Source organism: Rhodococcus sp. OK302 (genome assembly GCF_002245895.1).
Lineage (GTDB): Bacteria > Actinomycetota > Actinomycetes > Mycobacteriales > Mycobacteriaceae > Rhodococcus_F.
The window spans coordinates 5,949,789-5,974,661 of the sequence record NZ_NPJZ01000001.1 but is presented as its reverse complement, the minus strand read 5'-3'; the positions used below and the strand labels follow the sequence as shown (position 1 = coordinate 5,974,661).

Here is a 24,873-nt window from a genome sequence, read left to right as displayed (position 1 = left end):
CCCTACGGCTGTGACGATTGGTCGGCTCGGAGGGCCTGAACCGGTAACCTCTACGTGTGCTGCTCTCCGATCGTGACCTCCGTGCCGAAATTTCCGTTGGACGCCTGGGCATCGACCCCTTCGACGACACGATGGTTCAGCCGTCCAGTGTCGACGTGCGACTGGACGGTCTGTTTCGGGTCTTCAACAACACGCGATACACGCACATCGACCCGGCGCAGCGTCAGGACGAACTGACCAGCCTCGTCGAGCGGGCGGAGGGCGAGCCGTTCGTTCTGCACCCTGGAGAGTTTGTCCTCGGTTCGACGCTCGAGGTGTGCTCACTGCCCGACGATTTGGCGGGACGCCTCGAAGGTAAGTCCAGCTTGGGGCGTCTGGGCCTGCTGACGCACTCCACCGCAGGTTTCATCGATCCGGGCTTCAGCGGCCACATCACGCTGGAGTTGTCCAACGTCGCGAATCTCCCGATCATCTTGTGGCCGGGAATGAAAATCGGTCAGCTGTGCCTGCTGAGACTTTCGAGCGCAGCCGAGTTCCCGTACGGAAGTTCCGAGGCAGGTTCCAAGTACCAGGGCCAGCGCGGACCGACCCCGTCGAAGGCGTACCTGAACTTCAACCGCGGCTGACGGTGGATCACGGTGATGATCAGTCTCTTTTACGGCCTGATCTTCATGAATTTGCTGTTTGTCACCACCGCTGTGTGTCTGCTCAAGCCTTCGATGGGCAGTGCCGTGGCCACTGCAGTTGCGGCAGTGGCGTGGCTGCTGTTCAACGGACCACTCGAGGGACAAGTGTTGTGGTCGCTCAACTCGCAGCACGGACTAACCATGTCTGATTTGCTGGGTTTTGCGGCATTCGGCATTGCAGTTCGTGAATGGATTCGGATCCGTAGACGCCGAGAATCCAACAATTCGGCCGACTGATGAGTGGCATCTCAGATGTCACATTGTGGACTCATGGGATAGCTGTCGGGATCTTCTCCACTATTCGGGCATAATGGCGTGTTATGTGGTGGATTGTGGGCGGCGTACTGCTCGTGTGGGTGGTGTGTGCCATTCCGATCGCCATTCTTTTCGGTCGGGCCATTGCGAGGCGCGACCGTGCCGAATTCGAAAGCCGCAATCAAGCCTGGGCGGATCGGACTGCCGCGTCCTTCGAAGCGGACGCATCATCCGAACGTCCGCACAATGATCGTCGTAATCCACCGCTGATCGGCTGACATTGCGGGACCTCGCTGGAGGTGAACGTGCATGGAACTGCCTTCTGATACTCCGGCCGACGTCGTGGCCGCAGCAGCTGCCGGGCCGCGTGTTCCACAATTCGATTCCACACTCGGAATCTCGGTAGTCCCGTCTGCCGGCTCCGCCCGCCATCGGTTGGTGGCAATCGGGGACTCCCTGAGCCAGGGATTTCAGAGCGGGGCGGTGTTCAATACCGATCTGTCGTATCCGGCGATCATCGCGTATCAACTGGGCTGGTTCGACCAATTTCGATTCCCTCGATACGGCGGCCCTGGTGGTCTTCCGCTCAACATCGAACTGCTGCTACGAACATTGGAAGAGCGTTTCGGTACCACGACTGACTTGTGGGAGATTCCACTGGCATTGTTCGCGGCACGCGGATTCATGGATCAGGTCGAGGACTATTGGGAACGTGGCGCGGGCAGCTTCGCACCGACATTCTCGGCGATCAATCACAATCTCTCGGTTTACGGTTGGGATTTGCGGGATGCGCTCACCAAAACCGCAGCATCCTGCGAAGCTGCGATGCATCAACCTCACGACGATGTGCTCAGTCAGATCGTCGAGAACAACGGCGAGCGCGCCGCACTGCGGGTACTCCCGCGCGGTACGGATGCCGAGAAACACATGACGGCATTCGACGCGGCAGCAGAACTGGGCAAGGAGGGAATCGAAACTCTGATTGTCTTTCTCGGCGCGAACAATGCGCTTCGGACGGTGACAGAGCTTCGGGTGCAGTGGAGCGGCAACAACTTTCGTGACCAAGATGCCAAGCGTGACTACACGGTGTGGCAGCCGAGTCACTTCGCGTCGGAGTACGCCGACGTACTCACTGCGATTCGGCGAATCAATGCGCAACACGTGATCCTCTGCACGGTTCCGCACGTCACGATTGCCCCGATAGCGCGCGGTCTGGGTGGCAAGGTCGAAACCGGTTCGCGGTACTTCCCGTTTTATGCCCGGCCTTGGGTGCGCGACGCCGACTTCGATCCCCGACGTGATCAGCACATCACCGGAGCGCAGGCCTGGGCAGTCGACACGGCGATCGACCTGTACAACAAGGGGATCGAGCAGGCCGTGGCCAACGCTCGGCGGGTGGGCAAAGACTGGCACCTCTTCGATGTCGCGGGACTTCTCGAGCGCGTGGCATCGCGAAGATACATCGCTGACGTCAACGCGAGGCCGTCGTGGTGGACGCCCTATCCGTTGCCCAAGGCGATCACTGATCTTGCGCCGGTACCGGATTCACGGTTCCTGTCCGCCGACGGGAGGGGAGGTCGAGCGTCCGGCGGCCTGTTCTCGCTGGACGGAGTGCATCCGACCACGGTGGCCTACGGAGTTCTGGCACAGGAACTGGTGAAGATCATGTCGGTTGCGGGGGTGCAGTTCGATTCCGCGACTGTGGATTTTGATCGGCTGGTCAGGCGGGACACACTGGTACGGAACCCGCCGCAGAATCTCGACGACACTCTCGGGCTTATCGGATGGGCTGACGAACATCTCGGTCTTCTCAAACGAATATTCGGGCTGTGACGCTCAGCTTGCGCGGGAGAGTTCCGGAGACACCATTTTGTCGGCATATTCACGGAGCAAACCTGACAGTTCGGTGTCCTCGGTAGATAGTCTGCCAGTCGGTCCGATCGCCGCGAGCGCTCCGACGACGCTGTGTTGCGCATCGTGAATCGGTACGGCGACGGCTGAGCGGCCCACTCGAATTTCGTCGACTTCACGAGCCGGCTCCCCGCGCCTGATTCGCGAGAGCTCCAATTCGAGGCGATCCGCATCAATGATGGTGTATGCGGTAACTTTCCGAAGCGGCAAAACTGCCGGCTCGGCCAGCGAAGCAAGCAAAAGCTTGCCGATGGCAGACGCATGCAGCACGCTCACCAGAGTGCGTTCACCGCTGAGTTCGTGATCAGGATCGCGGTCGACGAGTCTGATCTTTCCGTCGGTATACGACACGAGGTAGATCCCGTAGCGGAGTTGCTCCCGGAGTTCTTCGAGAATCGCGGCGTTGTCCACAGTCGTGGGTTCTCCTGCTGCTCCAGCCAATTCGCGGGTGCGTCGGCCGAGCGCAAATCCGGAAAGGTCCGCGATCCGAACCAGGTATCCATCGGCGACGAGGATGTTGAGCAGCCGATATGCGGTTGCCGGTGGAATTTCGGCAAGTGCGGCAATGTCTTTGGCTCGTGCGCCGGATCCCAGACGGGCAACCGATTCGAGGAGCGCCAGCGCACGCTGCACGGCTCGCGGTTCATGGCCGCCCAGATCTCGAGGTCTACCGACCATCAGCGGGCACCCGTCGCCGATTCGCCCACAACCGATTCGCGTACCAGCACGATGTTTCCGGCTGCATCGGTGGTGAATACCCCCGCGCCCGGAAGTACGTCCTCGGTCTCGGGCCTGTCGAAGGCTCCGATGTGGAGAAGGCTTTTCGGGCTGCGCTGAGCAAGATAGAGCTGCCAGAATGTGCCTGACATCAGGATCGACAGCACGGCAATGGGTGTGACATAGGAATGGTCGATCATGTTGACATACACCAGATAACCGAGAGTCACGCCACCTGCGCCGCTACCGCACGATGCAGCGGCAAGAATGCCGGGAGTGTGTTCGCTGATGCGCGTGAGGAATACGAGGGACGCGATTGCCACCAGAGTGTAGGCGAGGATGACTGCGCCGCGCACCGTCAGACGCAGATCGTCGAAAATCTCACCTCGTCCGAGAACCGCAAATGCGCCGCCACCCAGCAGGACTGCGGTGATGACAGCACTCAATGCGATGTGGGGAGTGCGGAAGACGCTGTGTACGGAGGCGAATCGGCGGGGGATAAGACGTTCGATCCCGAACGAATAGATCAGGCGCGAAGCAGCATTCGACGATGCCATCGACGAAGCCAGCCACGAGCACCCCAACCCGATGTTGAGCGCGATCACCACTGCTGGGCTCACGCCGGTTGCGGTGCCGTGAAGATATGCGTTGACCAGAGTATCGCTGCGTCCGGACCACGCTGCCCATCCGGCAAAGACGAACAGTCCACCACAGATCAAGGGCGTGAGAAGTACTGTGCGCGTGACGGTCACCAGGGGTCTCCGGGCTTCGGGACCGAAGAATGCGGCGCTCTCGAAGCCGGCGAGTGCAAATACGGCAGCCAACGCCGTAAGCAACAGTCCGTGACTTGATGTCGGAGGAACAATCTGTGCTTGTTGACTTCCCGACCGGCCGATCAGCATGAGCGCGATGATGAAGAGCAGTGAACAGGCCTCGACGATCAGGATTGCCCAGGCCGCAAATCTGACGCTGCGGACCAGGGCGCCGAGTATCAGCGCGGAGATGCCCGCATACAGAGCGGTCACCTGAAATGTGTTGTGCAGGTGTATGCCGGCAAACCCGAGTAGCGCAATGGCTGCTTGTCCACCGTGATACAAGGTCATAGCCGCGCTGCCGAGGTACTTGACCAGCATGGCTACGCCAGTTGTGAGGGCGGCTCGGGTGCCGAGTCCTCGGAACACAAAACTGTGAAGTCCGCCCGACGCTGCCATTCGCCTGGTGAATTGAGATACGCAGAACGCGATCAGAGTCACCAACACTGTTGCGACGATGATCGTGATCATTCCGCCGAGCAGGTGTCCATGTGTCAGCATGGTGACGGGCAGGACGACCATCGAGACCGCGGGCGCCGTCGTCGCCACCGATTGCGCGAGTACTTCGGCACCCGAAAGTTGCCGACGCCCAAGAGCGCGCAGCGGCGAGCGAGCCGGTGGCTGCTTGGCGCGCGTCGCGAAGGACTTCGCGATGGCTTCGGTGAGAGCGGACATGTCGCGTCACGCTAGTCGGACTCTGTAACAGCGATATTTCGAACATGCTTCCGCTGATCGCACTCGCCTGAGACAAGGTGGCAACGAAAGCAGAAGAATTCTCACTCGAACATCACGGACCGTTTCCTGCGCGACAAGTTCTCGACCCATCGACCGACCATGCTGGGTTCCGAACCAACCACCCGGGTCGCCGGGCGCACACTTGGGAGCTTGAATTGGCATACACACGTAGATCTTTCATGCGCAGTCTCGGTATCACCGGCGGCGCGGGCCTTGCGCTCGGGGCGATGTCCTCCATCGGTTTGGCACCGGCAGCATCGGCGACCCCGCGTCGTTTTCAAGCGCCGGCGGCAGGCGACCTCATCGGGCAAGTCAAGGGCAGCCACTCCGTCGTCATCCTCGGCGGCGGCCCCGCCGGATTGTGCTCGGCCTACGAATTGCAGAAGGCCGGATACAAGGTCACCGTCCTCGAAGCGCGCACTCGACCGGGCGGGCGAGTCTGGTCCATCCGCAACGGAACCCAGGAGACGGACCTGGGCGGTGAGACCCAAACCTGCACGTTCTCCGAGGGGCATTTCTACAATCTCGGGGCCACCCGAATTCCACAGAACCACATCACCGTCGACTACTGCCGTGAACTGGGCGTCGAACTCCAGATGTTCGGCAACCAGAATGCCAACACGATGGTCAACTACACCGGCACCAAACCTCTTGCCAACCAGTCGATCACCTACCGTGCAGCCAAGGCCGACACCTACGGGTACATGTCGGAACTGCTGCAGAAGGCCACCAATCAGGGTGCTCTCGACCAAGTCCTGAGCAAGGACGACAAGGAAGCGCTGTCGTCGTTCCTCAAGGACTTCGGTGACCTGTCCAGTGACGGACGCTACGTCGGATCGTCGCGCCGTGGCCATTCTGCCGAGCCCGGTGCCGGCCTGAACTTCGGCACTCAAATCGAACCGTTCGGCATGAGTGATGTCATCCAGGGTGGAATCGGACGGGCCTTCTCCTTCGAATTCGGCTACGACCAAGCCATGACGATGATGACTCCTGTCGGCGGAATGGACCGGATCTACTACAAGTTCCAAGACGCAATCGGTATGGAGAACATCGAATTCGGTGCCGAGGTAAGCGGAATGAAGAACGTGCCCGAGGGAGTAACCGTCGACTACGTCGTAGACGGCAAGGCCAAGTCGATCACGGCCGAGTTCGCAATCTGCACCATTCCGCCACACCTGATCAAGCGGCTGGACAACAATCTGCCGGCCGATATTCTGCTGGCATTGGATGCAGCCAAGCCGAGTTCGTCAGGCAAACTTGGCATAGAGTACTCGCGTCGTTGGTGGGAGACGGAAGACCGCATCTACGGCGGTGCGTCCAACACCGACCGCGATATTTCTCAGATCATGTTCCCCTACGACCATTTCAATTCCGACCGGGGAATTGTTGTCGCCTACTACAGTTCGGGCAAGCGTCAGCAGGCATTCGAATCACTGACTCACCGCCAAAGGCTGGCCAAGGCTATTGCCGAGGGGTCGGAGATCCACGGAGAGAAGTACACCCGCGATATTTCTTCTTCCTTCTCGGGCAGTTGGCGACGTACCAAGTACTCGGAGTCGGCCTGGGCGTCCTGGGCCGGTGCGGGAGATTCCCACGGTGGCGTCGCAACTCCCGAATACACGAAGTTGCTTGAACCTGTCGATCGAATCTACTTCGCCGGCGATCACCTCTCGAACGCAATCGCTTGGCAGCACGGGGCTTTCACGTCGGCGCAGGACGTCGTCACTCACCTCCACCAGCGTGTTGCGCAAGACGCATAGCGCGGACCGCGCAGCAGGCCGTCTCCATCAATCACCTTTTCCGAGGAGCACACCATGAAATCTCGCACCACCAAAATTGTCGCTGCTGCATTCGCTGCCACAGTCGTGCTCAGCACGGCCACCGCCTGCACAACGGACACAGCTGAAGCAGATACCGTCAAGAGTTCCTTCGTCTCGAAGTCGGTACTCGAAGCCGGACAAGCGAATCCGATGATCGCACAGGGTGTGGCAATCGGTAGTGACACCGCGATGTACAAGACCAGTGGTATCGGACCGTCGGCCGGAAACAAGACCGCACCCGAAGGCTCTCCCGAGTCGTATATCGACTCTCAGTTCTCGGGCGGAGTTCTGCCGGCCGGAGTGAGCGTCACCGAGGCTCAAGGCATCAACGTACTCAAGAAGATTCGCGACAATCTCGAAGCCCAAGGTCTGAGTCTTGAAGACGTCGTCACTATGCGAGTATTCCTCGACAACGCACCGGGTGCGGACAAAGCCGACTACGCGGGATGGAATCGCGCCTACCGGCAGTTCTTCGCTAACACGAACCTCGATACCGGGGACACGGAGTTGGTTCCGATGGGGACGGCGGCACCAATTGCACCGATCGAACGGAACAGCGCCCGACCCACTCGCTTCGCGCTCGAAGTTGCCGGACTACCGGTAGCGGGGTGGCTCGTCGAGGTCGAGGTCGACGCCGTGTACCCCGAAGGTAAGGAACCCGCCTGATGGGTGCGCTCAGCCCAACCCACTGGGCAATCGTTGCCGTTGTGCTGCTGGTGTTGTTCGGTTCGAAGAAGCTGCCCGACGCAGCCCGGGGATTGGGCAGGTCGATGCGGATCCTCAAAACCGAAGTCGGTGAACTGCACTCCGGTAGCGACCTCGCGCTCGATCTCGAAGAACCACTGAGTCAGAGCCGTAGATAAAACAAATCCCTCGAGGCATGAGACTCGAGACATAAAAAGGCTGGATGCTTGCACTTAGTGCGAGCGTCCAGCCTTTTCAGTCTGAAGTCAGACGGGGATCGAACTCAGATGGCGCGAACGTTCTGAGCCTGGGGGCCCTTCTGGCCCTGTCCGATCTCGAACTCGACCTTCTGGCCCTCGTCGAGGGACTTGTAGCCGCTGCCCTGGATCTCCGAGTAGTGAACGAACACATCCGGTCCGCCACCTTCCTGCTCGATGAATCCGAAGCCCTTTTCACCGTTGAACCACTTGACACTGCCCTGAGCCATAACCAAATTCTCCTGGATCCATCGAGCCGAGCCCTCCCATCGAGAGTTCGGTCTCACCCTTGATCCTGCCATGCTCTTCTTTTTCTGTCTTCGATAACTTGCACTAAACCCTAACGAGTATGGACATTCGGGACCTTGGTGTTGGCGTCCCGCGCTCGCAATATTGCATCTGACCTGCATTAATGATGCTTTTTTGGGGTGTAGTGCTGGCAGGGTGTCGGTAAAGATTTTTTGCTCCCGACGAGTTATCGAAGGCCTTCGATCATGTAGAAAGTGGCCGAGGTCTGTGTTACTCGCCTCGTTGAAGAAGGTTCTTCAGCAGTGTCACTGTCACCGTCGAGCTGTTACTTGCATCACCCGATGGGCTCTTGTCGAGGGGAGATTGTTCGAGTACTGCGTTATCGGTGAGTGCCTCGAGTACAAACCATCCGAACGAGTGTTGAGAAGAAGCCACGCTGGAACTGGTCGTCACGGACATGACTATCCGGAGTGCGTCGACAGGGGCTTCGAAAGTGCAGACAATATCGGTGCCCGGCGTTGCCAGGGGTATCAACATGCCGGCGGTTTCGTCGATGGCAAGTTCGAGATCGGCGACGGCATCGACGTCGAAACCGTGGTTGAGGGCGATAGTGCCGGTAAATCCGCGGAGGGTGCTCAATTGTTCCGCTGCGGCGCGTACGCGAACAGTTGCGATTGTGGGGATGGAAGATCCTGCGTCCACTTCGGTCGGGAAGATGGTCACGGGCATTGGTCTCCTGAGTCGAGTTTTTCGGGGTCCAACCTCTTGGTGAGTCGGCTGGTGGTTAGGTGTCCGCAGGGTGTCGGGCGAGTGTCGGCCGACCCCTACGACTGAGCAATACCCCGTCGAGACTCGGGGTAAACCGATGGTTATGAAAAATGGCGAAAGACGGACTTTCAGTCCGTTTAATGACAAATACTTGTTTTGTCCCAATTTAACGTGCCGCTTCAGCGCGCTTCAGGATCTGCTCGGCGATCACACTCAACTTCTGTTGCGATCGTTGAGACTCCTCCACAAGGACCCGGAACGCCGATTCGGAATCGAACCCGCGTATTGCCATCAGTATCCCTTTGGCCTGCTCGATCGTCGCCCGGGATTTCATAGCGGCGTTGAGGCCGGCGATCTCGTTCCGGGCGAACTCGACTTCACGCGCGATACGAAGCAGGCCTTCGATCGACGTTGTATAGACACGCACGATCAATACGTCGACTTCACTGAATCCATGAGGGCCGCGACCATAGATATTGAGGGCGCCTGCATGTCGCTCGTCGACCCACAACGGCGCAGAAAGGAAACTCTGTACGCCGGCATTACCGAGATGCGCACTGAAAGTTGGCCAGCGCGATTCGGATTCGGCGACGGTGGCACTCACGACGGACCGAGTTCGTGCAGCTTCGAGACATGGCCCCTCGCGGGAGGCGTACTGATCGAAATCGACGTCGATCACGGCGCTGTCGGTATTTGCCGCAGTACGAGGAGAACCAGTTTCGGACAGGAGAGTTACCCCGGCCATATCGGCGCCGGGGATGGTATCGACAATGAGGGTACAGACGTGATGCAAAAGCTCATCGGTCGTGATGTTGCTGCCCAGTCCTGCTGCGATATCGGCCAACGCGCTTGCAAGGGCATCGAGTTGGTCGACTACCTTGCCGTCGACCTTATTACCGTGGATTACGCTGCCGTACTCGGCATCGAGTAGTTCGACTTCAGTTCGTTCAGTCATGGCTACCTCGCACGTGTGTTCTCTCAGATGGACTCATCCTCGGTCGCTCCGAGGATCTTGCGGGCTACCTTGAGTATATTGTCCGATTTTAGATCGGAAAGTGCTTCGAGTTCGCGAAATGCGGTTGCCGCATCACAATCGTGGCGGTACATCAAAACGCCGACTGCGCGTTCGATGTCGACTCGCGCCCCGACGGCATGGCGCAATGTGGCAGCTGCCTGACCCCGCCGCTGATCCTGCGACGCAGCTTCGAGCGCCTGTCCCAGATAGTCGGCTAGTACGGTCACCAGATCTCGGTCGCGAGTGGAGTGGTCGATGCTGGCCTGCGAGTAGAGATTGAGTGAACCCACCGGTGATCGTTCGGAAAAGAGCGGTACTGCCATAAAATCGGTGAGATGCGCGGCGCGGGCGGTTACTCCCAGCGCCGGCCAACGTTCCTCGAGTTCGCCGACAGACATGCGCACGAATTGGCCTGATCGTGATGCGTGCAGGCATGGTCCTTCGTCGAACGAGTATTGGGCGCGGTCGAATGCCTCGACCAGGGGATCTGTCGGCGCGACGGTAAACGGTGTCTTGTCCAACGTCGCTGTCACACCGGCATGGTGAACGCCCGAAATAAGATCAACGGCGGCGCCGGTGCATCGAGTCATCAGCTCGATCACACGATCCGGTGTGTCGGCGGAGATGTCCAGGTAACGCTGGAGTCGTTCCATAGCGATCGGGTCCACGCGATGAGCGCGTCGAAACGAATCGGACCTGTCCGGAGACGAGCGAGGCTCACGGGAAATAACCATTGGAATCGGAACCCGATCTGCGCGCCAGATGACCGCCACCTAATTTTTTCTGTGGCATCGACACGTCCAACCCGGTCGCGCGCCGGAGATGTCCCGATATTCGGTAATCTCGACAGTACGCTTGTTCGGCGTCGTCGCGGGCCTCGTGACGATGTCACCTTGATAGCGCACGCAATGTGGTCATGGTGATCTGAAATTTCGACGTCGGATGCGCGAGGAGGTGAACCCGTGGACACGCATTCTCGCGGCAACGGGCAAGGTAGTCCCGAATCGTACGGGGATGACGCCTCGAACCCGACTTTCAGCCGAAGTGCGCGGGCGGCCGTCGAACTCCCGGTGACAGCGGATCTGTGCAAAAAGTGTGTTTCGCTCGCTTCTGTCGACGGAGCCGCAGTCACGGTACTGAGTAGTTCTTCAGCGCGCGAACTGATGTACGCGACCGATGCGCTTGCCCAACATCTCGACGAACTTCAGTTCACCAGCGGCGACGGGCCGTGCGTCGACGCCTTTCTTTCCGGTCGACCGGTTCTGTGCAACGACACTTCGGATGCCCCGTCAGTTTCTGCGTGGCCCGGATTCTCCAACGAAGCTGAACGTGCCGGCGTCGGCGGGGTGTATGCGTTTCCTCTCCGTGGTGGACGAAGAGTCTTCGGAGTGTTGGAACTGTACCGGCGAGTTCCCGGCGCACTGACTGGCAGTCAGATGACGGTGGCTGCGGTGTCCGCGGAGGCTATCGCCGCAGCGCTGTTGGACGAGTTGTTGCTTGATGATCATCCGGAGGGTGGGGGAGTGACCAACGCTTTTCACCGTCCGGAAGTCAATCAGGCGGTCGGGATGATCGCGGTGCAGCTGAAAGTTTCTGTGGCCGAAGCATTGTCGAGGTTGCGAGCAACTGCATTTTCAACCGGCCAGCCGATTTGGGAGGTGGCCGCCGACGTTGTTCATCGGCGTATCCGCTTTTCCGACCGCGGAGGTGAGGGCGAGTGACGAATCGACCCAGCGAAGTGCAAGTATGGCGAACAGCGACGAGGGAGGAAGTATGCCGATGAACACGCCCTTGGCACAGGTAGCGATAGCCGAGATCACTCATCTGTTGACTACCGATTTCGACTCCCAGCATCTTCTTTCGACCATCACCGAGCGAACGCGTCGTGCCTTCGGTGCAACGTGGTGTGTGCTCGTACTGAAGTCGGTCGACGCGCCCGGAATCGAGCTCGTGTGCGAGTCCATCGAATTGGGCTTCGAACCGCCCCGTGATTTGGTTCATCGTGTTCCGGTTGCACTGAGCGCACTCAACGGATCTGTTGTGATGATCGACGATTTCGATATCGCGAGTCCGCGATGGGCAGCGTTCGCGGAAAGCGCCGCGCTCCACGGACTCGGGGGGTGCCGTGTATTTCCCCTGAAACTGGCGCAGGCCACGCTGGGGTCGTTGGCCGTGTTCACCGTCGACCCGTGGAACTCTCGCGAGCGAAGCAACGCCTACGGGCAATCGATGGCCGATTTGGCGGCGATTGCGCTTTCTATGCGGGGGATAGACAACCGGACCGAGGCCGCGACGGTGGCTGCGCAACAAATTCTGTTGTCTCGATCCACGATCGAACTGGCAGCGGGAATGATCGCCGAACTCGACGACCTCGATATCGGTTCTGCGACGGACACGATGGTCGCGGCAGCGAAGGCGCAGGGAATATCACTGACGCAGTACGCCCGGAAAATGGTCGAGGACCCAGGGTTTCGGTGAGGCAAAGGGCCCGGGACCTACGTCTGCGTGTGGAGTGGACGTAGTGCGCGAGTGTGGTTGCTGCTCTCGCGAGGACCGGTGTGTGTGCGGTAGGTTCGCGGTCTAGTGCTTCTCCAGGCGGCAACATTTGCGGCCGGCTCGCACAAAACGTGCGAATGGTGGGAATCCACACGCTGTTTCGGTCGCGGTACGCAGTAGGACTGTGCGTAGTGCTGCCCTGAAAGGTGATTGATGACTTCGACTTACAGGTGCTCGGTCAAGACTGCCGTCGTACCGGCCGCAGGCCTCGGCACGCGCTTTCTTCCGGCAACCAAGACCGTTCCGAAAGAGCTACTGCCCGTGGTGGATACACCCGGCATCGAACTGGTAGCCGGTGAAGCCGCGCGTGCGGGTGCGAGCCGTCTGGTGATCGTCACGGCGCCCGGTAAAGCCGGGGTGACCGGGCATTTTCTCGAAGATCTTGTCCTCGAAGGGAAGTTGCAGGAGTCGGGCAAGCTTCATCTGCTCGAGAAGGTCCGCAAAGCACCCGCGTTAATTTCGGTGGAATCAGTGGTGCAGGAATCGCCCTTGGGTCTTGGGCACGCGGTGGGACTCGCCGAAACAGTTCTCGGTGACGACGAGGATGCCTTCGCGGTCCTCCTGCCTGATGATCTGGTTCATCCCAGTGGTGTCTTGGACCGGATGGCGAAGGTCAGGTCCGAATACGGTGGATCGGTTCTGTGTGCCTTCGATGTTGCACCTGACGAGGTCAGCGCCTACGGAATTTTCGATGTGGTACCTGCCCACGGAAGCAATGACCGTGACGTGTTGAAGGTTGTCGGTATGGTCGAGAAGCCGGAAACATCTTCAGCTCCTTCCACATTGGCGGCTGTCGGTCGTTATCTCCTCGATCGTGAGATCTTCGATGCGCTGCGCAGGATCGAACCGGGCAAGGGTGGGGAGTTGCAGTTGACGGATGCCATCGCCCTCATGATCGCCGAAGGGCACCCGGTTCACGTGGTCGTTCATCACGGCACTCGGCATGACCTCGGAAACCCGGGCGGCTTCATTCGGGCGTCGTTGGATCATGCGCTTGGTAGAGACGACTACGGCCCGGCCTTACGTGTGTGGCTGGAAGAGCGTCTGCGTCAACCTGATCCGCAACTTACCTACTGATCGGGCACCGCAGTGGAATTGATCGCAGGCGTGATCAAATCGTACGATTGGGGTTCACGGACGGCGCTGGCCGAGCTCACCGGTCGGCCCGTCCCGTCAGCACACACCGAAGCTGAAATGTGGTTCGGTGCACATGAATCAGCACCGTCGCCGCTCCTGGAGAGTTCCGATCCCGCTACGCTCTTCGGCCGGATCGGAGTTGACCCTGCGGCAGGACTGGGTGAGGAATGCAGTGATGCATTCGGTGGAAAGCTTCCGTTTCTACTCAAAGTTCTTGCAGCGCAGAAACCTCTTTCACTTCAAGCGCATCCCACGGAAGAGCAGGCACGTACCGGATTCGATGCCGAGAACCGTGCCGGAATTCCGCTGGATGCAGCGCATCGCAACTATCGAGATGATCGCCACAAGCCGGAATTAGTTGTTGCCCTCGAACAGTTCGAGGTTCTGGCAGGGTTTCGTGGTATATCGGAAACCGTGGATTTCCTGACCGCGATCGACGTTCCGGATCTGGCGGAAGATGTTGCGGCCCTGACGTCCACTCCCACGCCGAAACAGCTGGAACAGGTGGCTATCCGCTGGCTGGGCATGTCGAGTGAACATCATGCGCGCGCGAGCGACGTGGTCCTGGAGCGAATCACCGCTCTGTTAGCTTCCGGGGGAAGCGTCGTGGACCGGTACCGCGCCGAGTTGTCGACTGCGTCGGAGCTTGCGCGAAACTATCGTGGGGACCGTGGGGTCTTGATGTCCTTGCTGCTCAATCGAGTTACCCTCGCTCCCGGAGAAGGTCTGTATCTCCCGGCGGGCAACCTGCACGCGTATTTGAGCGGCACTGCTGTCGAGATCATGGCCAATTCCGACAACGTGCTTCGCGGCGGGTTGACCACTAAACATGTCGATGTCGCCGAGTTGTCGAAAATTCTCGATTTCAATCCGATCTCGGCTGATGTTATTCGGCCCCATCCCACCGCAACGGAATTCACGTATCCCACTCCCGCTCGTGAATTCACGCTCACCCGGTGGGAGCTCGACGACAGTGCCGAGCGCGTAGTGAAAAGTCCCGGACCCTCGATAGTGCTGTGCACGTCGGGGCGAGCGACAATCCGGTGTGGATCGAAGGCACGCAGAATCGGCAGCGGTGAGGCAATCTGGGTTCCGGCCGGCGAGAGTCAACTGAGCGTCGCGGCAGACGGCCCGCATGGGCAACTCTTTGTCGGATCCGTCGGCGGGTTCTGACCGCAGTGGTGGTGTCAGTCGGCAGCGGTCCCAGTGCTGACCGTGGGAAACCTGCTGCCCGGTTGTAGATCCATCCGTCGGGACAGTTCGTTCCTCAGCTTTGGTGTGCTGAGACCTTTGGCGCGGGGCGTCGACGTCGGGACGGTGCGCAGGTCCAACCGTGCCTCCTCTGCCGTCAGGTACTCCGCGGCGATGAGGATCTCCAGGATCGGCACATCGAAGATGCGGCTGGCAGTCCGCATGGTGTCTTGTGTCGGTGGACGTTTGGATGCGAGCCATCGACCCAATTCGGATGGTCGGATTTTCAGCGCACGTGCAGCATCCTGGATATCCCCATGCTGGCGAAGTTCCAGTTGATTCTTGACCCATTCGGAAAAACCACTCATAACGGCCATATTGCCTGAGTATGTCCGCTTATGCCAGTTTGCCCTGTCGGGCTTGTCCGAAATAATGTCGCTTCTGTCACGTTGTGGCAATCTCTTTATACATTTCGCGCATCGCTGCAGTTACAAAACAACTCCGACTATCGGGGCATTTCGCCCAGCGGTTAGTCATGCATGTCATCAGTTTCCAAGTCCATGGAATGTTTATTCCCGATATGGGCGATTGCGAAACAATGGGTACGCGCCCTGGGTTGCGCGATGCTCATCAGAGCCCGCTATCTGGCCGTGCTTTATGTACGCGATCAGATTCGTGTGCAGTCGCTGTCTGTGCGGCACCGTTGCCCGTAGAGCACTATTGTCGCGCCGAGGATGAACGATGCCAATGCCGGAAACTGACGAGGCGACCCTACTCGGGGTGAGATCGCCGGCGTTTCCGATCTTAGGAGCGTAAAAGCGCGGGAAGGTTGTGTACTCGATATTCCGGCCCGCTGCCTGCGGTGAGATTCGCACTGGAAGTTCGATCTGTGCGTACTCGCGCGACGAAACCACTTACGTTCCACATGGTGGGATGACCGCAAACTTTTTTGACCATAATTTCGGTGATCACCTGGACGGCTGACCAGATTGATTTGCCGGCGTCCGCCGTATTGTGAAGTGCCTGAGCGCGATTCGCCTTCAAGTTGCGGGTTCCGGGACCAAATTCCCTGCGTAGGACGTAGGTCCCCGCTCCGCCTGGTCGTTGTCCCACGAAAAATGCTGGGGCGCAGTTACGTTGCCGATCTGTCACTTGTACTGCAGGTTCGGTGACGCCGGTCCGGCTGAGCTATCGCGTACCTGTCGGTAACGTCCCGTCGATCCGAGGTTTTGGGCTTGGTTAACGAACAAATTACTTGAAACCCTCTCTTGGGCCTGGATAGTTGAACGTTCAGTCGGTCTGCGAAAACTGGACAAGTCCGGCAAAGTGTGGCTGGGTTCGACTTTGTGCAACTAGAACCCTCAGCGGGTCTGAACTGCACGATCATCGCATTTGATCCTTCGCTGAGACAGTGTTGAAATGAAGTCCATTCGACTTGCATGTGCGACTCGATCGATCTGAATTCCCTTGGTGAGTACGGGATGCGAACAATTTGCTCCGATCCGTATTGATCGCATGCCGGGGAACATTTCGCTACGAGTCGTCCCCACCCCTGGGTCCACGATGAAGAAGGGACTGATTCCGTGACGGCGCTCGACGTATCCACGCTGCACAACTCCGAGCACAGGCGACCTCGAGCGGTTCCGGATGCGACTCACGATTCCGCGCCTCGGAGTCAATGGGAAGCCGTGTACCGCCGCCGGTTGGTGTGTGGTGATGTGGTTATCGTTCTTGCTTCCGTGTTCCTCGCGCAGTGGTTCCGATTCGGTGGTGACGCAACCTCGATGACATCGGGAGTGCTCGGCCACCTCAGTTACACCGGTGTGTCCCTGGCTCTTGCCGGAATGTGGTTGGCCTCCCTCGACATTTTCCGGACACGTTCTATTCGTGTGATCGGTAGTGGTCCCGAGGAATATCGCCGCATATTCATTGCGACAGTTCGACTTTTCGGGTTGATCGCAATCGTGAGTCTCCTACTTCAGCTCGATATCGCACGCCTCTATTTGGCTTTTGCCTTCCCTCTCGGTTTGGGTGCGCTGATGGTCAGTCGCATGGTGAGTCGAAAGTTGATTGCGCGCAGGCGTGCTCGCGGCGAGTTCCAGACTTCGGTGCTTGTGGTCGGAAGTCGAAGCGCGGTATTGAATCTGGCGGAGAACTTCGAACGTGGAACGGCCGACGGTTTTCGTGTTGTCGGAGTTTGCGTCCCCGGGCATATCGGCGCCAAAGACAAGGTCATTACCGTCGGTGGCCGGGAGATACCCATCCTCGGCGACGAGCACGATGTCATCGGCGCCCTCGATCTTGTCCAGGCCGACACTGTTGCGGTGACCGCAACGGAACGGCTCGGGTGTGACGGCATGCGGAAACTTGCCTGGGATCTCGAAACCAAAGATGTGGATCTTGTTGTTGCGCCGAGCATCCTGGATGTGGCCGGCCCGCGCTTGTCAATGCGACCGGTGGCAGGTCTACCGCTCATTCACGTCGAACGGCCGCGTTATCACGGTGCGCAGCGTTTCGCGAAGACGTCGTTCGACTTTCTCTTCGCTTCGCTGATTCTGCTTGCCATCAGCCCTGTACTCCTTGCTACAGCTATTGCGGTCAAGGCGACAAGCAAGGGCCCGATCTTCTACAAGTCCGAACGTATGGGCCTCGACGGACAGCCGTTCCCCATGCTCAAGTTCCGGTCGATGGTTCAGAATGCAGACAAGCACGTCGAGGCGCTGATGAAAAACAACGAAGGCGCCGGCGTCCTGTTCAAGATGCGTGAAGATCCCCGAGTGACCAAGGTGGGGAAGATTATTCGCCGGTATTCCATCGACGAGCTTCCTCAGTTCGTCAATGTCCTGCGGCGCGAGATGAGTGTGGTGGGACCGCGGCCGCCGCTGCGACGCGAAGTAGAAGCCTACGACGGGACCGTGAAGCGGCGCCTGCTGGTCAAGCCCGGAATCACCGGGCTGTGGCAGGTCAGTGGACGATCGGACCTTTCATGGGAAGAGACTGTGCGACTTGATCTTTCCTACGTCGACAACTGGTCCATGATGGGCGATGTCCTGATCGTCGCCAAAACGCTGAAGGCTGTTGTCGGCAGCGACGGCGCGTACTAGAACGAGGACCGGAGTTAACACCATGCGGCACAACAGGGCAGCCAAGTCAGCTGTTGATGCAGGTTTAGCCAACTCGAACGCGTGCCGCAAACTTGTGCTCGCTGCGTCAACCGGTGGACATCTCTCCGAGCTGGCAAGGTTAGCGCCGCAGTTGCGGGCATCCGACGACTCGCTCTGGATCACGTTCGATACAGATCAGAGTCGATCGCTCTTAGCGGGACGACGCACCATGTTCGTTCCATACATCGCACCGCGTGACTTCAAAGGAGTATTCGGTGCGTACTCGCAGATCCGGAAGATTCTCCGAAACAGCGGTGAAACCTTTGACGAGGCCGTCAGTACAGGCGCCGCTCTCGCTCTGGCGGCACTCCCGGCGGCGCGCTCGGTTCAGATCCCAGCTCGATACATCGAGAGTGTCTGTCGGACAGACGGTCCGTCTCTGACCGGAAATCTCCTGGCGGCATCGAGGATCGCCGCTCTGCGTACCCAACATCAGAGTTGGGCTACCGGTAGGTGGAAGTTCGACGGGAACGTGCTCGGTTCGTACTGCGCGGTTGACAGGCCACCGCTCTCGCGGCCCCTGAAGCTCTTCGTGACTTTGGGGACGATACAGCCGTATCGCTTTGATTCGATGATCGACGCAGTCATCGGTACCGGCCTGGCAGATGGTGACACGGTATGGCAGGTGGGCGCGACGGATCGGTCCGATCTGCCGGGCACCGTGGTGTCGACTATGCGGGACGCTCAGTTCGAGTCGGCGATCCGCGACAGCGACGTAGTGATCACTCACAGCGGAGTGGGCACGATCATCCGGGCCCTCGAGTGCGGTAAGAGCCCAGTAGTGGTCGCACGCCGTAAACACCGCGATGAGCACGTCGACGATCACCAGAGTCAAATTGCGAAGTGGATCAGCGAATCCGGACTGGCTGTATCGGTCGAGTCCGAGCACTTGTCGCGGGACGACATCCACCGTGCCCACATGAAGAAAATCGAGCAGACAGATTGGTAACAACATGTTTCTGAGCTGGATCAGTTATCACGGCCGCAGCCAGGAGTTGGCCGAGCGACTCGGGATCGAAGCCGAGTTCCTGGAACCGGCTGATACACAAGGTAATCTACTGCGCCGGTACAGTTCGGCCATTCGGTGGACCGTCGGAAAACTGCGTGAGTCGGACAGTGCGAGCATCTACCTCATGATGCCCCCCGCTCCGGCGCTGTTGACCGTCCTTATGTTCAAGGGACGGAAGCGTCAACTCGTTGCGGATTTGCATACCGGATTCTTCCTGGATCCGAAATGGAAGTGGTTCACACCGATCGGGCTTCGACTGCTGCGCAATTCGACTGCAATCGTCACCAACGAACCATTGCGCCAGCGGTGCGAGAAGGCCGGGGTTAGGTCCGTCGTTCTTCATGACATCCTTGCGGACCGTTCGAAGGCCCGTCGTAGCGCTGCGGAGCCGACAACGAATATTGTTCTGTGCCCTCTGAGTTACGCGAGCGATGAGCCGATCGACGAACTCCTCGAGGCGGCACGTTTGTGTCCGGAATTGACCTTTGCGTTTACCGGACGCGCACCACAGAAGATCAAGGACCGTGCTCCGAACAACATCGAATTCACCGGATTTCTGGAGACCGAAGAGTATCTCGATCTTCTCGGTAGCTCGATTGCAGTGGTGGCGTTGACTACCCGGGACTTCACGATGCAGCGTGCTGGCTACGAAGCGCTCATGTACGGAAAGCCTCAGGTTACTTCGGATTTCGGTGTCCTTCGGGAATTTCTCGGCGAGGCGGCACACTACGTGGATCCGATGCAGTCGGAAGAGATCGCGAACGCGTTGCGCACGGTGTCGCAGGACAGCGCAGCGCAAATGCGAGTGGCCACCGGCGTGCTCAACGACCGGATACGCGAGCAGTCGCGGTCGATCGACGAGTTGAAGTCCGTTACCTGTTGAGAGTGACTCTGATGCGATCACAGTGATCAACGATCACGACGAAGAACGATCTCGAATGAATGTGGAGTAGTGCAGTGCACAGTGTGAAGTCGTGGGTCGTGAACGGTCTCAAGACCAAGCCTGCAGTGAGAAAAACGAGATCGCTGACGCATCTCGCAGTGTCGTACGTCGCTGATGCACGGCGGTTCTCCCGCCGCTCGGGAGTCGTTTTTTCCGAGCGCCGGGAAATCGTCGAAGCCGAGATCACCATGGACTATCACCGTGTGGAGAAAGGTTTGAGTCTTCCTCAGCCCAAACCGTGGTTCGGACGGGACGTGGTCGAGCGGCTGGTATCGAACCTGGCGCTGTATATGGATACCGACGATTTCGACGTGTCGATTGCAGGCGCTTCGATGGGAGCACTGCTCACTTACGAGAAGACCTTCGGTGACATTGAATGTGATTGGTGGAAAGAGGTTTCCGCTGTCCTTGTTCAGCTCGAAGGCGCTCTCGTCGACGCCGAGGAACACTATGGTGGGGTCAAGAGTCCGCGGGAGGATTCTTCCGATTCGACGGGCAGTTGGAGCTTCGAGCATCTTGCCGAGAGCAGAAGTAGCATTCGAAACTTCTCGGACGAACTTGTGGACCGCGCGCGTCTCGAGCACGCGATTGTCATTGCGCAAAAGACGCCGAGCGTCTGTAACAGACAGTCGTCGAGGGTCCGGATCTATCCGCGCGGCGTGGCTGCGGATTCAGTCTTGGCGCTGCAGAACGGAAATCGAGGATTCGGGCACACTGCGAGTCATGTTCTCGTCGTGACGTCGGATCTGACGGCATTCGTCTCGGCGGGCGAGAGGAACCAGCCATTTGTGGACGGTGGCATGTTCGCGATGAGCTTGGTGTATGCACTGCAGGATCAAGGGATTTCGAGCTGCTGCTTGAACTGGAGCACAGTAAAGGCGCAGGACGCGAAGATTCGGCGGTTGTTGTCGATCGAGGACGACGAGGCGGTTGTCATGTTGATCGCTGTGGGGTTTGCCGCAGACAACGCCAAGGCCACGATCTCGCGAAAGCGATTGCTCAGTCGCGTGATCCTGGAGTCGGGGCCACCGGAGTTCCGCGCGTTGACGACTTCCGGTGAGTCCCGGGGATGAACACCGTTGGGGGTTCGGCTGTTGTTGTTCGTGATGGTGACCTCGAGGCTGATCGCGCTGACGGCTCCGTTCGTTTCATCGCGTTCGCTTTTGTGCTGATTCCGACTCTCGCCGGAACCGCACGCGGGTTGATAGTCCCGGGCTTTCGGATTTCGGAGGTACTTGCCGTAGCACTCGTCGGCATCATGGTGCTTCGACTACACCGGCGAATGATGATCGGTGGTGCGGTGTTCTGGGCGCTTGTCGCGTACGCCGGCACCGTCGCTGCTATCTGCGCCTACCACATCATGGTCTCCAGTTCGCTCTATTCATCGGACTTCATCAACTACGGACTTGGGCCGACGATCCTGCTGTTGATCTACCTGGGTGCGTTCGCCGCCGGTGGATTGCCCGGAATCCTCACCCTCACAGTGAAGTACCTACTCGTGCTCAGCGCAGCGATGGGATTGGTGGGACTTCTCCAGGCGTTCGGCGTCCACTTCGCGAGGGCGCTCGGTTCGGCGATGACGAACAACATGTCCATTCTGAACCCGATTTCGTGGAAAGTCCCGAGAAGCGTCGGAATCTTCAACTCCTGGCACGCCTATGCCGGGTACATGGCGCTCTGTCTGATCATCGCAGGGGCCTGCCTTTCCCGAAACGTGAAGCTGTTCAAGCGCCCCGCGTCCATGTTGGTCGTAACTGCTTGCATCGGTGGGGGATTGCTGTCGAGCCTGACCTTCGGCACTATTGCCTTCGGGTTCATCGGATTCGCCTTCTTCGTTCTCCGGAGTAGACAAAGGTTCGCCCTGCTGCCGGCCGCCCTTTTTGTTCTTGTGGTGGTCAAGTTCAGTCCGGTATCCGACTACCTCGATCGTCGAGTCGAAATGCAGGAAACGTCGACGGTCTCGAGCGGAATTCTGCCGCAGACCATCCAGTTTCGGCTGAACGTCTGGATGCGCGACTACCTCCCGCTGGTCCAAGAGAATCTACTCATCGGATACGGTCCGGTTCGCTCGACGGATCGAGTCTTCTCGTACTTCGAGTCCATGTACATCTATCTGCTGGTGATCGCCGGTGTGCCGGCTTTGCTTCTGTTCCTCGTTCTGATGTGGGCCCTCATCTCTTCATTGCGTAAGGCCGGGCGATCCTTTTCCATGTCCGGTGAGTCGCTCGGCGCGAGTGTGTGTGGTGCGTTGGGATTCGCCATACTCGGGCTGATGGTGCTGATGTTCATTCATCCGTACATGAACGACGCTGGAGCATCTCAGTTGCTGATGATGTTGAGCGGGTTGGCAATCGGAAAATATGTGAACGCTCGATCATCAGGCGAGGACACCGCGTCGGAGACTGCCTCGGCGCGTCGACTCGAGCCTGCATTGTGAAAAATCCACTCGCAGCGGGATCCGGGATTCGTAGAGTCGGATGGTCACTGTCCTCTCAAATCGCCTCCAACGGATCGAATTTCCTGCTCACTGTCCTTGTTGCCAGAGCCGTTTCCGCTGCCGACCTCGGTCTCTTCGCGATCCTCATGGCTGTGAACGGCTTGGTGGTCGGGATCGTTCGGGGTTTCACCTCCGAACCTATGACGTTCGGTGAGGAGTCTGTCTCCCACTACGAAGGGGTCAGACGCCACAACGCCGTTGTGGGATCGTCGGCGTTGCTTGCCGGCGCAGTGTCCTTGCTGTTGTTACCGGTGATCGGACTGATTACAGGCAACTGGATCCTCGCGGCGACATTCACAGTTGCCGGTGCACTGGTGGGAGCGCAGGACGCCATCCGGTTCGTCCTCGTATCAACGCAGCGATCACGCAATGCTCTTGTGCTGGAGTGCGTCTGGATTGCAGTGCAGTTGCCGTTGATCTGGCTGACATACGACCGACATTCGGTGGCCTGGTTGGTTCTGTGCTGGACGATCGGAGCGCTGTGCAGCGTCGTCTACGGTATCTGGTGCCTGCGACTGTCCTTTTCGTGGCGAGACTGTGTTTCGTGGATTCGTGACAGCTTCAGGATCGGTCTCGTGTACGCCTTCGACTACCTGCTCGGCGGGGGAATTGCACAACTGGTGACATTCCTTGTGGCGGCGATTGCCGGATTGGGGGCGGCCGGCGAGTATCGCGGCGCGCAGATGTTGCTGATGCCACTGTCCATTCTCACACTCGGACTGACATTTGCGCTCTCACCAGAAGTGGCACGGATGGCGGGACGCTCGGAGTTCCGACGGCTGAGATCCGTTCCTGCAATGTACGCGACTCTCATCGCAGTGTCCGGGCTGGTCTGTGTCGGGACGCTCAGTTTGCTCCCCAGCAGTGTTATGACGGGACTGCTGGGTGATGCGGCGCCCGGTGCATCCGCGTTGCTCCCCTCTGTGGCTTTGGCGACGTGTCTGGTGTCGATGGGAGTGGGTCCAGGTCTGGTACTTCGAGCGATCGGCAAGGTTAAGGAGGCGTTTGTACTGAAGTCCGTGACAGCGCCGATGTCGATCGGAGCAGTCATTGTCGGTTGTATCTATTTCGGCGTGATCGGTTCACAGATCGGCTTGGCGATAGTTGCCTGTGGCCGGGCAGTAGGGATGTGGGTCTTGATGAATCGGCGTATGCAAACGAAGTTCGATGTGTTGAAGGGTGCGTTGTGATCAGATCGCTCAGGGCGAGAATTTCCGAACTTCTCGGTAGCAAGATTGCTGCGAGGACAATATTTGTGCTGGACGGGATTCTGGTCCGCATTGTGTCCCTGTCAATGAGGGTTTCCGTTCCGCAACGAACCGTCGAATGCCTCATAATTGCACCTCCCGGTCGAGGAAACATCGGTGACCAGGCGCTCCTGGAATCCGCTCTGGACAACACTCCGGGAAGTGCTGTCGTGATGGTGATGGACCGGGAGGACTTTGCGCTGCCGGCGCGCTACCGCGGGCGTGTGGAATTTGTCGAATCACGAAATCTCTTGTCCGGAAACCCAGTTCTTCGGTGGATCGACTACTTCCGATTTTTGCTGGCGGCTCGCGCGGCAAAAAATGTCTGGCTGATCGGTGCAGACATCATGGATGGTGGATACAGCAGTTTGTCGTCCATTGTGCGGTTCTCGGCAGTTCGGGGGGCAGCGAAGGTCGGCGCCCGCACCCGCGTCCTCGGATTCAGTTGGAACGCACACCCGAAGCCGTCTGCGGTGTGGTCTGCGCAACGCGCAAGCGCCGACGTGGAACTCTGGGTTCGAGATCCCGTGTCCTACGATCGTCTGACGAAGGACGGCGTCGAAGGCGTGCAGCTTTGTGCAGACATCGTTTTCGCGCGGGACTGCACGTCCGGTGAAGACAGTGACGCCTCGGCGTGGATCGATGCGCGAAGAAGTCAGGGCAAGAAGGTTGTTGTCGTCAATTGCAGCGGACTCATCGGAGAAGATGATGGGAAACTGGCGCAGTACTCGCATCTTCTCGACTGGTTGATCGAGCATTCGTGGTCGATAGTCTTTGTGCCGCATGTGATGCGGCCGGGCAACGACGACCTCGAACTGATTCGCGTGGTATCGCGTGGCCGGGACGATGACGAGATTTTTGTTGTCGCGCGCTTGCTTTCACCAGACGCGATTCACTCACTGGTCTCGAGGGTCGACGCGGTCGTGACAGGCAGGATGCACCTGGCTGTGCTGTCGGTCTTAGGTGGAGTCATTCCGATTACCTTGACCACGCAGGGGAAGGTTGAAGGGCTCTATCGGCTACTTGGGTGCGAAAACCTTTGCATAGAACCGGTTTCCGACTTCGGGCAACGCATCACCGACGTGTTCGACGACGCGCTTGTCGTCAACCGAAATTTTGGCCGGGACGCTGCATTGCTGACGGAACTTCAGGATCTAGCACGAGTAGGTCTCGTTACCGCCTGACGAATACAGACGAATGGGCACCCAACCCGGGGGGTT

25 protein-coding genes are annotated in these 24,873 nt (G+C 58.9%); 18 read left to right on the top strand and 7 right to left on the bottom strand.

What is annotated here, in order from left to right:
• Nucleotides 1-56: 56 nt before the first annotated feature.
• The 4 genes from dcd (at nt 57) to BDB13_RS27160 (ending at nt 2,774) form a co-directional block, all read left to right on the top strand.
• Nucleotides 57-626, top strand: coding sequence for a dCTP deaminase (dcd, locus tag BDB13_RS27175; protein WP_094274513.1), 570 nt, complete (start codon nt 57-59; stop codon nt 624-626).
• A 15-nt stretch (nt 627-641) separates the two neighbouring features.
• Nucleotides 642-923 (top strand): hypothetical protein, encoded by a 282-nt coding sequence (locus BDB13_RS27170; RefSeq protein ID WP_094274512.1) that lies wholly within the window; start codon nt 642-644, stop codon nt 921-923.
• An 83-nt stretch (nt 924-1,006) separates the two neighbouring features.
• The gene (locus BDB13_RS27165; RefSeq protein ID WP_094274511.1) at nt 1,007-1,219 is read left to right on the top strand and encodes a hypothetical protein; all 213 of its coding nucleotides are present in this window, start codon (nt 1,007-1,009) and stop codon (nt 1,217-1,219) included.
• A 31-nt stretch (nt 1,220-1,250) separates the two neighbouring features.
• Nucleotides 1,251-2,774 (top strand): hypothetical protein, encoded by a 1,524-nt coding sequence (locus BDB13_RS27160; RefSeq protein WP_094274510.1) that lies wholly within the window; start codon nt 1,251-1,253, stop codon nt 2,772-2,774.
• A 3-nt stretch (nt 2,775-2,777) separates the two neighbouring features.
• Here the strand turns inward: BDB13_RS27160 and BDB13_RS27155 are convergent, their stop codons facing one another.
• Nucleotides 2,778-3,530 carry an IclR family transcriptional regulator gene (locus BDB13_RS27155; protein ID WP_094274509.1) on the bottom strand — a complete coding sequence of 251 codons (753 nt, stop codon included), beginning with the start codon at nt 3,528-3,530 and terminating at the stop codon, nt 2,778-2,780.
• Entirely contained in the window at nt 3,530-5,056 is a 1,527-nt protein-coding gene (locus BDB13_RS27150) for an APC family permease (protein WP_094274508.1), read from the bottom strand. Before BDB13_RS27150 ends, BDB13_RS27155 begins: the two co-directional genes overlap by 1 nt.
• A gap of 239 nt (nt 5,057-5,295) precedes the next feature.
• Here BDB13_RS27150 and BDB13_RS27145 point away from each other — a divergent pair, with 239 nt between their 5' ends.
• The 3 genes from BDB13_RS27145 to tatA are packed head-to-tail and all read left to right on the top strand — an operon-like array spanning nt 5,296 to nt 7,799.
• Nucleotides 5,296-6,876 (top strand): flavin monoamine oxidase family protein, encoded by a 1,581-nt coding sequence (locus tag BDB13_RS27145; RefSeq protein ID WP_094275246.1) that lies wholly within the window; start codon nt 5,296-5,298, stop codon nt 6,874-6,876.
• 54 nt (nt 6,877-6,930) lie between these two features.
• Nucleotides 6,931-7,602: a Rid family hydrolase gene (locus BDB13_RS27140; protein ID WP_094274507.1), complete on the top strand. Its 672-nt coding sequence runs from the start codon at nt 6,931-6,933 to the stop codon at nt 7,600-7,602.
• On the top strand, nt 7,602-7,799 hold the full coding sequence (gene tatA, locus BDB13_RS27135; protein WP_094274506.1) for a Sec-independent protein translocase subunit TatA: 198 nt from the start codon (nt 7,602-7,604) through the stop codon (nt 7,797-7,799). Before BDB13_RS27140 ends, tatA begins: the two co-directional genes overlap by 1 nt.
• A 104-nt stretch (nt 7,800-7,903) precedes the next feature.
• Here the strand turns inward: tatA and BDB13_RS27130 are convergent, their stop codons facing one another.
• From BDB13_RS27130 to BDB13_RS27115, 4 genes are all read right to left on the bottom strand, one after another.
• Entirely contained in the window at nt 7,904-8,107 is a 204-nt protein-coding gene (locus BDB13_RS27130; RefSeq protein WP_003943666.1) for a cold-shock protein, read from the bottom strand.
• A gap of 289 nt (nt 8,108-8,396) precedes the next feature.
• Complete coding sequence (locus tag BDB13_RS27125; RefSeq protein ID WP_141210700.1) at nt 8,397-8,849, bottom strand: ATP-binding protein; 453 nt, start codon at nt 8,847-8,849, stop codon at nt 8,397-8,399.
• 211 nt (nt 8,850-9,060) lie between these two features.
• A complete protein-coding gene (locus tag BDB13_RS27120) occupies nt 9,061-9,849 on the bottom strand; it encodes an ANTAR domain-containing response regulator (protein WP_094274504.1) in 789 nt (262 codons plus the stop codon).
• Nucleotides 9,850-9,872: 23 nt separating this feature from the next.
• Nucleotides 9,873-10,562 (bottom strand): GAF and ANTAR domain-containing protein, encoded by a 690-nt coding sequence (locus tag BDB13_RS27115; protein WP_176459682.1) that lies wholly within the window; start codon nt 10,560-10,562, stop codon nt 9,873-9,875.
• A 309-nt stretch (nt 10,563-10,871) separates the two neighbouring features.
• Between BDB13_RS27115 and BDB13_RS27110 the strand changes: the two genes are divergently transcribed.
• The 4 genes from BDB13_RS27110 (at nt 10,872) to manA (ending at nt 14,775) form a co-directional block, all read left to right on the top strand.
• The gene (locus BDB13_RS27110) at nt 10,872-11,630 is read left to right on the top strand and encodes a GAF and ANTAR domain-containing protein (protein WP_094274502.1); all 759 of its coding nucleotides are present in this window, start codon (nt 10,872-10,874) and stop codon (nt 11,628-11,630) included.
• Between the two features lie 58 nt (nt 11,631-11,688).
• A complete protein-coding gene (locus tag BDB13_RS27105; protein ID WP_176459681.1) occupies nt 11,689-12,387 on the top strand; it encodes a GAF domain-containing protein in 699 nt (232 codons plus the stop codon).
• A 231-nt stretch (nt 12,388-12,618) separates the two neighbouring features.
• A complete protein-coding gene (locus BDB13_RS27100; RefSeq protein ID WP_094274500.1) occupies nt 12,619-13,542 on the top strand; it encodes a UTP--glucose-1-phosphate uridylyltransferase in 924 nt (307 codons plus the stop codon).
• Between the two features lie 30 nt (nt 13,543-13,572).
• On the top strand, nt 13,573-14,775 hold the full coding sequence (manA, locus tag BDB13_RS27095) for a mannose-6-phosphate isomerase, class I (RefSeq protein ID WP_254922978.1): 1,203 nt from the start codon (nt 13,573-13,575) through the stop codon (nt 14,773-14,775).
• Between the two features lie 14 nt (nt 14,776-14,789).
• Here the strand turns inward: manA and BDB13_RS27090 are convergent, their stop codons facing one another.
• Nucleotides 14,790-15,161: a helix-turn-helix domain-containing protein gene (locus BDB13_RS27090; protein WP_254922977.1), complete on the bottom strand. Its 372-nt coding sequence runs from the start codon at nt 15,159-15,161 to the stop codon at nt 14,790-14,792.
• A 1,215-nt stretch (nt 15,162-16,376) separates the two neighbouring features.
• On the opposite strand from BDB13_RS27090, the gene BDB13_RS27085 reads away from it, so the two are divergent.
• From BDB13_RS27085 to BDB13_RS27060, 7 genes are all read left to right on the top strand, one after another.
• On the top strand, nt 16,377-17,897 hold the full coding sequence (locus BDB13_RS27085) for a sugar transferase (protein ID WP_094274497.1): 1,521 nt from the start codon (nt 16,377-16,379) through the stop codon (nt 17,895-17,897).
• Between the two features lie 22 nt (nt 17,898-17,919).
• Nucleotides 17,920-18,906, top strand: a complete 987-nt coding sequence (locus tag BDB13_RS27080; RefSeq protein WP_094274496.1) for a glycosyltransferase — start codon at nt 17,920-17,922, stop codon at nt 18,904-18,906.
• 4 nt (nt 18,907-18,910) lie between these two features.
• Nucleotides 18,911-19,849 carry a glycosyltransferase gene (locus tag BDB13_RS27075; protein ID WP_094274495.1) on the top strand — a complete coding sequence of 313 codons (939 nt, stop codon included), beginning with the start codon at nt 18,911-18,913 and terminating at the stop codon, nt 19,847-19,849.
• 74 nt (nt 19,850-19,923) lie between these two features.
• Nucleotides 19,924-20,982, top strand: a complete 1,059-nt coding sequence (locus BDB13_RS27070; RefSeq protein ID WP_176459680.1) for a nitroreductase family protein — start codon at nt 19,924-19,926, stop codon at nt 20,980-20,982.
• Nucleotides 20,979-22,346, top strand: coding sequence for an O-antigen ligase family protein (locus tag BDB13_RS32290; protein ID WP_176459679.1), 1,368 nt, complete (start codon nt 20,979-20,981; stop codon nt 22,344-22,346). The genes BDB13_RS27070 and BDB13_RS32290 overlap by 4 nt, the downstream gene beginning before the upstream one ends.
• Nucleotides 22,343-23,596 (top strand): oligosaccharide flippase family protein, encoded by a 1,254-nt coding sequence (locus tag BDB13_RS27065; RefSeq protein WP_176459678.1) that lies wholly within the window; start codon nt 22,343-22,345, stop codon nt 23,594-23,596. Before BDB13_RS32290 ends, BDB13_RS27065 begins: the two co-directional genes overlap by 4 nt.
• A gap of 65 nt (nt 23,597-23,661) precedes the next feature.
• A complete protein-coding gene (locus BDB13_RS27060; protein WP_141210699.1) occupies nt 23,662-24,837 on the top strand; it encodes a polysaccharide pyruvyl transferase family protein in 1,176 nt (391 codons plus the stop codon).
• Nucleotides 24,838-24,873: the final 36 nt, after the last annotated feature.